The following is a 12,513-nucleotide window of genomic DNA, read 5'->3' on the forward strand; positions in this document are numbered from 1 at the left end:
CACCGCCATGGCGCGCCGGCAGCTACCTGATGGCCACATGCGGCGGGCCCACCACGACCAATGACACCGACCTCTATGACTAACAGACAGCAGATCGTTTGGGACGACGGCGAGCGCGTCTTCTGCCGGGAGCCGTACCCGGAGGAGGGCGGCAGCCGCGTGCTGGTCGTCCGGCTCGCCGCCGAACAGCCGTCACCGGCCAGCCTGGAGCGCCTTGCCCATGAATTCGGCCTGAAAGATGAGCTGGATGGCGCCTGGGCGCTGCGCCCGCTGGAGCTGGTACGCGAGGCCGGGCAGCACCTGCTGGTGCTCGAAGACCCCAATGGCGAGCCGCTTTCTCGGTTGCTTGATGCACCTATGGAGATGGGCAGTTTCCTGCGCCTGGCCGCGAGCATGGCCGCGGCGCTGGGCAAACTGCACCAGCGCGGGCTGGTGCACAAGGACCTCAAGCCTGCCCACATCCTGGTGAACTGCGCCGACGGCCAGGCGCGGCTCACCGGCTTCGGTCTCACCTCGCGGCTGCCGCGCGAGCGCCAGGCCCCCGAGCCGCCGGAAACCATCGCCGGCACGCTCGCCTACATGGCCCCCGAGCAAACCGGCCGGATGAATCGTTCGATCGATTCGCGCAGCGATCTCTACGCCCTGGGCGTCACCTTCTACCAGATGCTCACCGGTGCGCTGCCGTTCGCCGCCACTGACGCCATGGAGTGGGTGCATTGCCATATCGCCAGAAAGGCCGTGCCGCCGGACGAGCGGGAAGCGACGGTGCCCGGCGTGGTCTCGCGCATCGTCATGAAACTGCTGGCCAAGACCGCCGAGGAGCGTTACCAGACCGCTGCTGGCGTCGAGCATGACGTGCTGCGCTGCCTCTCGGACTGGCAGCGGCAGGGCCACATCCACAACTTCCCCCTGGACGAGCAGGGCGTGCCGGACCGGCTACTGATCCCTGAGAAGCTTTACGGCCGGGAGCGGGAGGTGAACACCCTGGTTGCCTCGTTCGGGCGGATCGTCGGCAGCGCCTCGCCGGAGCTGGTGCTGGTCTCCGGATACTCCGGCATCGGCAAATCCTCGGTGGTCAATGAACTGCACAAGGTGCTGGTTCCGCCGCGAGGGCTGTTCGCCTCCGGCAAGTTCGACCAGTACAAGCGCAACATCCCCTACTCGACGCTGGTGCAGGCCTTCCAGAGCCTGGTGCGGACGCTTCTGGGCAAGAGCGACGCGGAACTGGAAACCTGGCGCGGCTCACTGCTGGACGCCCTGGAACCCAACGCCCGGCTGATGACCGACCTGATTCCCGAGCTGAAACTCATCATTGGTGAGCAGCCACCCGTGCCAGAGCTGGAACCCCAGCAGGCGCAGCGCCGGTTCCTCCTGGTGTTCCGCCGTTTCATCGGGGTTTTCGCCCGGGCGGAGCATCCGCTCGCGCTGTTCCTCGACGACCTGCAGTGGCTCGACGCGGCGACCCTCGATCTGCTGGAGGATCTGCTGATCCATTCGGAACTGAGGCACCTGATGCTGATCGGTGCCTACCGTGACAACGAGGTCGATGCCACGCACCCGCTGACCGGCAAACTCCAGGCCATCAGGAATGCGGGCGTGCGGATCGATGAAATCACCCTGACGCCGCTCGCCCTCGAACACATCAAGCAACTGATCGCAGAGGCGCTGCATTGCGAGCGCGCGCGCATCGCGCCGCTGGCCCAGCTGGTGCAGGACAGGACCGCCGGTAACCCGTTCTTCGTGATCCAGTTCCTGCAGGCGCTCGCCGACGAAGACCTGCTCGCCTTCGACCATGCGACACGGCAGTGGCGCTGGGACGCGGAGCGCATCCTTGCCAAGGGCTACACCGACAATGTCGTGGACCTGATGGTCGGCAAGCTGGCACGCCTGCCCCTGGAGACGCAGCAGGTATTGCAGCAACTCGCCTGTCTCGGCAACGCCGCCGGGATCGCGACACTGTCGACGGTGTTGGGCGTCACGCCGGAACAGGTCCACGCCGTCCTCTGGGAGGCCGTGCGTCAGGAACTGGTCGAGCGGCAGGAGGGCGCCTACTCGTTCGTTCACGACCGCATCCATGAAGCAGCCTATTCCTTGATCCCCCTGGCTTCGCGCGCGGAAAGCCACCTGCGTGTCGGGCGCTTGCTGGTGGCGCAGCTATCCCCGGAACGACGCGAGGAGGCCATCTTCGAAATCGTCGGCCAGCTCAATCGCGGTGCGGCGCTGATCAGCGACGTGGGCGAGCGGGAGCGGCTTGCCGAGTTCAACCTGCTCGCCGGCCAGCGCGCCAAGGCGTCCACAGCCTATGCGTCGGCGCTTGCCTACCTCGGCGCCGGTGCCGAGCTGCTCGACGAGCAGTGCTGGGAACACCGGCATGAGCTGATGTTCAACCTCGAATTGAACCGCGCCGAATGCGAGTTCCTGACCGGGCAGTTGTCCGTCGCGGACGCGCGGCTGGCGGCTTTGTCCCATCGCGCCACGAGCACGGTCGAGCGAGCGCAGGTCGCCTGCCTGCGAATGGATGTCTACCTGCTCCTCGATTGCAGCGACCAGGCGGTGGCGGTCTGCCTCGCCTACCTGCGGCATGTCGGCATCGAGTGGTCGCCCCATCCGGAGGACGCCGAGGTGCGTCGCGAGTACGACCACATCTGGTCGATGCTCGGCGACCGCGAGATCGAGGACCTCATCGACCTGCCGCTGATGGACGATGCAGCCACCCTCGCGACTGTCGATGCCCTGACCAAGCTCTTCCCGTCTGCCTTGCAGACGGATGCAAACCTTGCCGCCCTGACGATCGGCAAGGGGATCAGTCTCAGCCTCGAACGGGGCAATTGCGATGCGTCGTGTGTGAGCTACGCCAATCTGGGCAGGGTCGCCGGACGGCGCTTCGGCGACTACCAGGCCGGCTACCGCTTCGGCCTGCTCGGCTGCCAATTGGTCGACCGGCGCAATCTGAAGCGTTTCGAGGCCAGTAGCTTCCTGTGCTTCTCGATCTTCTCTGTGCGCTGGATGAGGCCCGTGGGAGAGTGCCGTGCCCTGTTGCAACGTGCGTTCACCGCGGCGAACCGGGTGGGCGATCTTGCCTACGGCGCCTATGCGGGCAACAGCCGCAACTCGGACCTGCTCTTCGCCGGTGAGCCGCTGCCCGAGGTGCAGGTTGAAGCCGAACGCGGCCTGGCGTATGCCGAGAAGGTGCGCTTTGGCCTGGTCACTGATTTTATCTCCACTCAGCTTGCGCTGATCCGCATGCTGCGCGGCCTGACACCGGTGTTCGGCTGTTTCGACGACGAGCCGCGCACTGAAGCCCACCTGTCCGCCAGCTCGGACCTGGCGCTCGCCTTTTGCTGGTACTGGGTACGCAAACTGCAAGCCCGCTACCTGGCCGAGGACCACGAGGCCGCCATGGACGCCGCGCTCCGGGCGGAAGAACTGCTCTGGACCTCGTACTCCTTCTTCGAAGAGGCCGAGTACCACTTCTACGGCGCGCTGGTCCGGGCCGCCCGTTGCAATAGCTTGCCGGCCAGTGAGCATGCAGCGCACCTGGAAGCCATGGCTGCGCACCACCGGCAGCTTCAAGTGTGGGCGCAACAGTGCGCGGAGAACTTCGCCGGCCGGGTTGCGCTGGTGGGTGCCGAGATCGCCCGCGTCGAAGGTCGCCTGCTGGATGCCGAGCAGCTCTATGAGCAGGCCATCCGCTCGGCGCAGGAGAGTGGCTTCGTGCATATCGAGGCCCTGGCCAACGAGCTCGCCGCCCGCTGCTATGCGGCGCGCGGTCTGGAGAAGATCGCCCGCCTGTACCTGCGCGACGCCCGCTACGGCTACCTGCGTTGGGGGGCCGACGGCAAGGTGCGGCAACTGGAGGCGACGTACCCCTACCTGAGGGCGGAGGAAATCGCGCCGGGCCCGACCACCACCATCGCCACACCGGTCGAGCACCTCGACCTGGCCACTGTACTCAAGGTCTCGCAGGCGGCCTCGGGCGACATCGTCCTGGAACGGCTGATCGATATGGTCATGCACACGGCTATCGAGCAGGCCGGCGCCGAACGGGGCCTGCTGATCCTGTCGGAGGGCGGCGAGCACCGGGTCGTTGCGGAAACGGTCACGGGCGACGACATGACCCGGCTGCGCGACGAGGCGGCCAGTTCCGCGCTTTTGCCCGAGTCGATCCTCTACCGGGTGCTGCGCACTCGCGAGAGCGTTGTGCTCGACGACGCCCTGGCCGAGCCACCTTTCGCCGCCGACCCGTACGTCAGCCAGCACAGCACCCGCTCCATCCTCTGCCTGCCGCTGATGAACCAGGCCAAGCTCATCGGCGCGCTCTACCTGGAGAACAACCAGACCGCCCGGGTGTTCAGCCCGGCGCGCACCGCCGTGCTCAAGCTGGTGGCCTCGCAGGCGGCGATCTCCCTGGAAAACGCCCGCTTGTACCGCGATGTCGAGGAGCGTGAAGCGAAAATCCGCCGCCTCGTCGACGCCAACATCATCGGCATCATCGTCTGGAGCGCCGAAGGCGAGATCCGCGAGGCCAACGACGCCTTTCTCCACATGGTGGGCTACGAGCGGGAGGACCTGCTCTCGGGCCGTGTGCGCTGGTGGGACATGACACCGCCGGAACAGCGCGAGGACAGCGAAAAGGCCTTGGCGGAGGCCGTCCAGTACGGGCGTGCGCAGCCCTTCGAGAAGGAATACATCAGGAAGGATGGCAGCCGCCTGCCCGTCATCCTGGGCCTGGCCTCCTTCGAAGCGAGCCTCAAGGAAGGCGTCGCCTTCGTGCTCGACCTGACCGAACGCAAGCAGGCCGAGGAAAAGGTCCGCGAGGGTGAGCGGCGTTATCGCGAGGTCCAGACTGAACTGGCCCACGCCAACCGTGTCGCCACCATGGGGCAGCTCGCCGCCTCCATCGCCCACGAAGTCAACCAGCCAATCGCCGCCACGGTCACCAACGCTCATGCCGCGCAGCGCTGGCTAGGCGCCCAGCCACCTAACGTCGACGAAGTCGGGCAGGTGCTCGCGCGCATCATCAAGGATGCCAATCGGGCCTCGGAGGTCCTTGGCCGGATTCGCGGATTGATCAGGAAGGCGCCGCCGCAGAAGGAGCCGGTGGACGTCAACGAAGCCATCCGCGACATGATCGACTTCACCCGCAGCCAGGCCACCAAGGGCGGCGTCTCGGTACGCACGCAACTCGCCAATGGCCTGCCCCGCATAGAAGGCGACCGGGTCGAGCTGCAGCAAGTGCTCCTCAACCTCATCATCAACGCACTGGAGGCCATGGGCGCCAACGCCGACGCACCGCGGCACCTGCACATCACCACGGAGGAGGGCGATCCTGGCGGCGTGCTGGTGACCGTGAGCGACAGCGGACCGGGCTTCGCTGAACCGGCCAGCGAGCAGTTATTCGCCCCGTTCTACACCACCAAGCCCACGGGCCTGGGGATGGGCCTGTCCATCTGCCGCTCGATCGTCGAAAGCCACGGTGGCCGGATGTGGGCCGGCGCTAACCAGCCCTGCGGCGCCATCGTCCGGTTCACCCTGCCGGCTCATCCAGTCGGGGAGGCGTAGCGGCAAGTCCCGCCACCACCCTGGATGGCGTCCGGGCTAGGATTGTCTGCCGCCCGGCACGCACGCTTCCTTGCTCACACAGGCCTCGCGACCATGACCAGATCAGGACCACCGGCGCGGGTGATTTCCACCCGCCGGCGATGCCGCCACGACTCCGACGCCATGTGCCCGAGCCAAGGCAACGCAACGCATGCCTGCCCGGCCTCCGTAGCCCTACGGATGGCTGGAGCGCGGAGGCGCGAGTCATGATGTCCGCCGTGAAACCCCTGACGCTTACCCGCACATTCCTGTTCTGGCTGGTGCTGTTCTGCCCCGTCGCCGCCTGGATCGGCTGGCAGGATTACGCCGACCGCTACGAGCGCTTTTTCCAGGACACCAGCATCGTGCAGCGCATGCTCAGCCAGAAGACCGTGCAGCACGAAGCTGTGCTGGAAACCCTGGCGGCGCTGTCGCACGCCCCCATTCCTGAACGCCTCTTGCCCAGCCTGCAGGCGTCCATGCCGCAGCTGCTGGGCCTGGGCCACCTGCGTGACGGGGGCTGGGCGGGCAGCACTGCTTTGCCGCCAGCCCTGCCGGCTGCGCTGGAAGAGGCCCGCCAGGCGGGGCACCCCGTCACCCTGCCGCTGGACGAGGCGTGCTATTGGCTGGTGGCCCCATCGGGCTGGAGCCTGTTGCTGGACGCGCGGCAGCTTCTGCCAGCCACCGATTTCCCGCCCTCGCTCGCCTTGCTGACGCTGGACCTGGGGAAGGGGGCGCTCACGCTGCTGGCGCGTCAGCCCGCCGCCGGGGCGCCGGGTTGGGCCCTCGATGTGCGCAAACCGTTGGGTGCGGTCAGCCAACCCTTTGCCCTGCACAGCTGGCGCACGCTGACGCCCGCCGACTGGCCCTGGCTGGAATGGTTGGCCTGGGTCGTCGCCAGCGGCCTGCTGGTGGCCGGCGCCGCTGCCTGGCAGCGGTCGCGCGCTGAGGCCAGGCGGCGACAGGAGGAGGTCCGCCTGGCAGCAATGGCACGGTTGAACACCCTGGGTGAAATGGCCGCGGGCCTGGCCCATGAGTTGAACCAGCCACTGACGGCCATCCTCGCCCAGGTGCGCGCGGCCGAGCGCCTGCTGGACGACGAAGAAGAGCGCCCCGCCGTGCGCCAGGCCCTGCTTGCCAGTGCTGGCCAGGCTCGCCGCGCGGCCGACATCATCAGCCGCATGCGTGAGCTGGTGACACCCAGCTCACCGTCATCGCGCACGCTTGTCGACCCCGACGCCCTGATGGCTTCGCTGCTGTTCCTGCGTGAAGACGAGCTGGCGCGTCGAGGCATCCGCCTGGCGTGGCGCAACGCCAACCCGGGCGTTCGCCCGTTGGGAGACCGGGTGGCGCTTGAGCAGATCCTGCACAACCTGGTGCAGAACGCCGCCGATGCGCTGGTCGGCACACCGGCCAGCCGGACCATCGTCGTGACCGGCGGCGTCGAAGGCAGATACTACGTATTCAGCGTCAGCGACAATGGCCCCGGTATCCCTGCCGAGGCCCTGCCGCGGCTGTTCGAGCCCTTCTACAGCACGCGGCCGCAAGGCATGGGGCTGGGCCTGGCATTGTGCGAAACGCTCGCCGGTGCCATGGACGGCCGCATCACGGCCAGCAACCTCGAACCCCGGGGCGCTCGCTTCACCCTGAGCCTGCCCCTGGCTGGAGCCGATGCATGAGCCTCCCCGCGCAATCCCCGCTGGTCTACCTGGTCGACGACGATGATGCGGTGCGCGACGGGCTGGCGCTGCTATTGCGCAGCGTCGGGTTGCGCAGCGAGGGCCATGGCGACCCCCGGGCCTTCCTGTCGTCACTGTCGCCACAGGCCATCGGTTGCGTGGTGCTGGACATCCGTATGCCGGGCATCGGTGGGCTGGATGTGCTGGCAAGGCTGGCGGAGTCCTCCGATCTGCCGGTGGTCATGCTGACCGGCCACGGCAACGTCGACTTGTGCCGCCGCGCCTTCAAGGGGGGCGCCGTGGAATTCCTGCAGAAGCCGGTGGATGACGACGTCTTCCTGGACGCCGTGCAGGCCGCCGTACGCAGCCATATCGCCAGCCGCGAGCGCCTGGCGGTCACGCAGGCAGCCGCCGAACGCCTGGCGCGCCTGTCCGGGCGCGAGCGTGAGGTGCTGGTGCGCATCGTCCAGGGCATGAGCAACAAGGAAATCGCGCGCGAGTTCGATCTGTCGCCGCGCACGGTGGAAACCTACCGCGCCAACGTCTTCGCCAAGCTGGAGGCCGACTCGCTGGCGCAGCTCATTCGGCAGTACGCCAGCTTGCTCGACGCCCCGTCTCCGTAGCGCTACGGAGGGCGTCCCGTAGTCGGGCGCATACCGCGGCAAGCGGGTTCTGGACACACTGGCCATTCCTGAAATCGAACCACGAAAAGGACATAGCCATGCCTCGTTCCTCCCTTGCCGCACTGCTCGGCGCCCTGGCTTTCGCGGGCACCGCCAACGCCGCCGTTCTGAACGAAAGCAACCTCTCGAGCGCGGACGCCCAGAAGCTGGCCGCCGCCACCGTCGCCGCGTGCCAGGCCAAGGGCTACAACGTGAGCGCCTCGGTCGTGGACCGCGCAGGCCTGCTGAAAGCCTTCGCCCGCGCCGACAACGCCGGCCCCCACACCATCGAGGCCAGCCGTGCCAAGGCATTCACCGCCGCCTCCGCCAAAACGCCGACCCTGGCCATCATGGAAAACGCCCAGAAGAACCCGGTCGCGGCCAACCTGACCGACATTCCGGGCTTCCTGCTGCTGGGGGGCGGTGTTCCGGTCAAGGCCGGCGATACCGTCATCGGAGCCATCGGCGTGGCGGGTGCCCCTGGCGGTCATCTGGACGCGCAGTGCGCCGACGCCGTCCTGGCCGACAACGCCGCCCTGTTCAAGTAAGCGCAGTGCCCGGCCTCTCTCGGCAGGGGGGCCGGCCACTCCGGTGACCATGAGCATCGGCCTGGTGCTGGCCCAGGTGCTCGAGACTACGCACTGAGGCGATTGCGTCGCTCGGACTGCCTGGGCTGCCAATGGGCGTCGCGTTGGCTTGAACGCTGCCGATAGTCTTTTCTCCAAGGATGTGATCGCGAGGTCGTCATCTTGGAGAGCCTTGTTCATGGAAAGTCTGCTGGTCGCTGCCGGGGTATTCATCTGCCTGAGCGTTGCCTCGCTCACGATGATGCATTTCTATCCGCGTCTGTCCTTGCGCCATCGGGATGAAGAGACCAACACGGTTGTGCGCCTGGTGGCCAACATATTCGTGGTGATGACATCCCTGGTGTTCGGCCTGTTCATCAACTCGGCCAAGAACACCTTCGAGTCCATCGATGCCAGCATCCATGCCTATGCCGCCGACATCATCATCCTCGACCGGACCCTGCGCACCTACGGTTCCGGCGCCGATGCCGCGCGCCGCCAACTGACCACCTATGTACGGGAAGCCATCGCGAATCCGTCCAGGAGCAATGATGCGCTGCAGCGGCGGGTGAGCGGGGCAGTCCGGTACCTGGACGACCTTGGTGACGAGCTGGCCGCCATCAGTCCTACCGACCGCTACCACGAAACCATGCTCGCGGACCTCCGCCAGCAGTACCACAGCCTCCTGCAGAAACGGTGGCAGATCGTGGAGCAATCCGAAGGCAACATCCCCAGCCCGCTCATCACCATGCTCGTTGCCTGGATGACCCTCGTCTTCGCCAGCTTCGGCTATCGTGCGCCCCGCAATCCCATGGTCGTCACCATGCTCCTCGTGTCCGCATTGCTGTTCGCAGGTTCTGTCTACCTCGTGCTCGACATGGACATCCCCTTCAGCGGGCCCATCCAGATATCCGACGAGCCCCTGCGCAGGGCCCTGGCCGAGATCGAGACGCTCTAGCAGCAGGCCGGCGGGCAAGGCGAGCGGCGTCGCCGCACGTCAGTGTCTTGGTCTCGCCTGGCCTTCGTTCGCTATCGCAACCCGCTATGGGCGGCATGCGCCTCTGGTATTGGCGTGGGTTGGCGGGTCTCCCTAGAGTCGCGGAGGGACCGCGTGTCCGCTCATACCAACAAGACCAGAACGAGCCTTTACATGCCCAGCTTCCGCCTCAGCGCCATCGCCCTGGCGCTTCTCCTGTCCGGCGGCGTCCATGCCGACCTGCCCGCTGCCGGCAAGCCTGCCACCGAGTTCACCCGCACCCTTAACCAGGGCTGGCTCGAGCGCCTGCCCTTTGCCGACAAGGCCGATTTCGAGAACGCCCGCCGGGGGCTGCTCGAGCCCTTCAAGGGTGTCGTCGAAAATGCCGACGGGCTGCCGGTGTGGAACCGCAAGGCCTACGACTTCCTGGATGGCAGGGATGCCCCGGCCAGCGTCAACCCCAGCCTCTGGCGCATGGCACAGCTGAACAACATCGCCGGTCTGTTCCAGGTACGCGAACGCGTTTACCAAGTGCGCGGGCTGGACCTGTCGAACATGACGATCATTGAAGGTGACAGCGGGTTGATCCTCATCGACCCGCTGATCAGTACCGAAACCGCCCGTGCCGGCCTGGAGATGTACTACCGGCATCGCCCGCGCAAACCGGTGCTGGCCGTGATCTACAGCCATTCCCACGTCGACCATTTTGGCGGTGTTCGTGGGGTGATCGAGGAGGCTGACGTGAAGGCTGGCAAGGTGCGGGTGATCGCGCCGGAGGGCTTCTACGAGCACGCTGTCAGCGAGAACGTGCTGGCCGGCCCGGCGATGATGCGCCGTGCCCAGTACATGTACGGTTCGCTGCTGCCTCGGGGCGAGCGGGGCCAGGTGGATGCCGGCCTGGGCAAGAGCACGCCGATCAATGCCACGGTGACGCTGATCCCCCCCACCGAGCTGATTGCCAAGCCCCTGGAGACGCGCACCATCGACGGGGTGGAGATCGAGTTCCAGCTCACCCCCGGCACCGAGGCGCCGGCGGAGATGAACCTCTATTTCCCGCAGTTCCGCACCCTTTGCATGGCCGAGAACGCCACCCATACCCAGCACAACGTGCTGACCCTGCGGGGCGCACTGGTGCGTGACGCCAAGGTCTGGGCGCACTACCTGGACGATGCGCTGGTGCGCTACGGCGACAAGGCCGATGTGCTCTTCGCCCAGCACCACTGGCCCACCTGGGGAGGCGCCGAGATCCGTGACTATCTGGCGGACCAGCGTGACATGTACGCCTTCCTCGACAGCCAGACGCTGCGCCTGATCAACCAGGGCCTGACGCCCACCGAGATCGCCGCGCAACTGTCGTCGTTGCCGCCGCGTCTGGCCAGCAAGTGGTACAGCCGCGACTACTACGGTTCTCTCAGCCACAACGTGCGTGCCGTCTACCAGCGCTACATGGGTTTTTACGACGGCAACCCGGCCAACCTCGACCCCTTGCCGCCGGAAGACGCCGGCACGCGCTACGTCGAAGCCATGGGCGGCGCCGACTCGGTACTGGCCAGCGCCCGCAAGGCATTCGCGGCCGGGGAGTATCGCTGGGCCGCGCAGTTGCTTAACCATCTGGTCTTCGCCGAGCCCGGCAACCAGGCGGCGCGGGACCTGCAGGCCGACACCCTGGAGCAGTTGGGTTACCAGAGCGAGAACGCCACCTGGCGCAACGTCTACCTGAGTGGCGCCCAGGAACTGCGCCAGGGCGTGGCACAACCCCGTGGCCGCAACGGCGCACCGGACATGATCCGCGCCCTGACGCCGAGCATGTTCTTCGACTACCTGGCGGTGCGCATCGACGCCATGAAGGCCGCCGGGGAGGACCTGCGCATCAACTGGCGTTTCAGCGACCTGGGCGAGGATTACGCCTTGACCCTGCGCAACGGCGTGCTGACCTACCGCAAGGGCATGCGTCATGCCGAGGCGGAGGTGGACTTGACCATGACCAAGGCGCTGCTGGATCGCATCTCGCTGAAGGAAACCGGCTTCCTCAAGGAGGCTACCGTGGGTGGCATCGAGTTCGAGAGCGGCCGCCTCAAGCTGCTCAAGCTTCTCGGTGGGCTGGACGAGGCTAATCCGCAGTTCAACCTGGTGGAACCCTGATTCCACGCCAAGGCCCCGGTCGCGCAGTGTGGCTGCTGCGCGCCGGGGCTTTTTTGTGGCGGTAGGTCAGGCCGGCGGTTATCTGCGCGATTCCGCCAACTTCCAGGCTTCGGCGCGGCTTCCTAGTGTGGGGCTGGGGGTGTTGTATTCCCGTGTTGGGTAGCCGGCGCGCGGATAGTCATTGTTGTCGCTTCCTTGTGAAGGGCAGTGGGCTGCGCCGAGCGCCAGGCGCCCTGGAGGGCGACCAGCGTCATCACCACCAGGGCCAGGCTGGTACCGATCACCAGGACCGGTCGCGCACGACCGCATTCGTCCTGCAGCATGGCCTGGCTGATCCGGTAGCGCCCGCTCTGGCCGGTCCACAGCAGACCCGCGGTTGCCAGGGCGATGATCATCAGCAGGGGCGACTGGCCACGTAGCGCCAGGCAGGCGATCACCAGCAGGGACACCTGGGTGCGACGCCAGGCCAGCTCGGTGCGCTCGGCCTGCAGGCCCCGATCAGTGTTGTTGGTGGCCATCTCAGCGGGGCCAGAACAGGCTGGCCAGGATCAGCGCCGCCAGGCAGCAGCCCAGGGTCAACAGCGGCACCAGCACTGGTAGGGGCAGGGCGCGGCCGTGGCGCAGCGCCCGTTCCACAGCCAGCCAGCGCAGGCAGGCGCCGATGCTGACCAGCAGGCTCAGGGCCAGCAAGCAGAGGGTGATGGTCAATCGCAGCCAGGGCTCGAAAGCCTGGCCCGCGAAGGTTTCCACGGCGATGCCGCCGCCCATCAGGGCGAGCGCCGTGCGGACCCAGGCCAGGAAGGTGCGCTCGTTGGCCAGGGTGAATCGCGGGTCGGGTTCGTCGCCGCCAAGCAGGGTGTCGCTGAGCGACTTTCGGGGGGATGGGGTGGGCATGGTGTTCCGGCCAG

The 12,513-nt window shown here is 66.9% G+C and carries 8 protein-coding genes; 6 read left to right on the plus strand and 2 right to left on the minus strand.

Annotation, left to right across the window (positions count from 1 at the left end; genetic code table 11):
* Positions 1 to 75 precede the first annotated feature (75 nt).
* The 6 genes from FFS60_RS14785 to FFS60_RS14810 all read left to right on the plus strand — a co-directional run bounded on the left by FFS60_RS14785 (position 76) and on the right by FFS60_RS14810 (position 11,605).
* Entirely contained in the window at positions 76 to 5,562 is a 5,487-nt protein-coding gene (locus tag FFS60_RS14785; protein ID WP_137822373.1) for an AAA family ATPase, read from the plus strand.
* A gap of 245 nt (positions 5,563 to 5,807) precedes the next feature.
* The gene (locus tag FFS60_RS14790; protein ID WP_256658089.1) at positions 5,808 to 7,259 is read left to right on the plus strand and encodes a sensor histidine kinase; all 1,452 of its coding nucleotides are present in this window, start codon (positions 5,808 to 5,810) and stop codon (positions 7,257 to 7,259) included.
* Positions 7,256 to 7,882, plus strand: coding sequence for a response regulator transcription factor (locus FFS60_RS14795; protein ID WP_137822374.1), 627 nt, complete (start codon positions 7,256 to 7,258; stop codon positions 7,880 to 7,882). The genes FFS60_RS14790 and FFS60_RS14795 overlap by 4 nt, the downstream gene beginning before the upstream one ends.
* A 98-nt stretch (positions 7,883 to 7,980) precedes the next feature.
* The gene (locus tag FFS60_RS14800) at positions 7,981 to 8,469 is read left to right on the plus strand and encodes a heme-binding protein (protein WP_028630076.1); all 489 of its coding nucleotides are present in this window, start codon (positions 7,981 to 7,983) and stop codon (positions 8,467 to 8,469) included.
* Between the two features lie 217 nt (positions 8,470 to 8,686).
* Positions 8,687 to 9,445, plus strand: a complete 759-nt coding sequence (locus FFS60_RS14805) for a DUF4239 domain-containing protein (RefSeq protein ID WP_137822375.1) — start codon at positions 8,687 to 8,689, stop codon at positions 9,443 to 9,445.
* Between the two features lie 192 nt (positions 9,446 to 9,637).
* The gene (locus FFS60_RS14810; protein WP_137822376.1) at positions 9,638 to 11,605 is read left to right on the plus strand and encodes an alkyl/aryl-sulfatase; all 1,968 of its coding nucleotides are present in this window, start codon (positions 9,638 to 9,640) and stop codon (positions 11,603 to 11,605) included.
* Between the two features lie 122 nt (positions 11,606 to 11,727).
* On the opposite strand, the gene FFS60_RS14815 is transcribed toward FFS60_RS14810, so the two are convergent.
* Entirely contained in the window at positions 11,728 to 12,123 is a 396-nt protein-coding gene (locus FFS60_RS14815) for a DUF202 domain-containing protein (RefSeq protein ID WP_137822377.1), read from the minus strand.
* Position 12,124: 1 nt separating this feature from the next.
* Entirely contained in the window at positions 12,125 to 12,499 is a 375-nt protein-coding gene (locus FFS60_RS14820) for a YidH family protein (RefSeq protein WP_028630079.1), read from the minus strand.
* Positions 12,500 to 12,513: the final 14 nt, after the last annotated feature.

The sequence above is a fragment of the Pseudomonas sp. D(2018) genome, assembly GCF_005502555.1.
GTDB lineage: Bacteria > Pseudomonadota > Gammaproteobacteria > Pseudomonadales > Pseudomonadaceae > Metapseudomonas > Metapseudomonas resinovorans.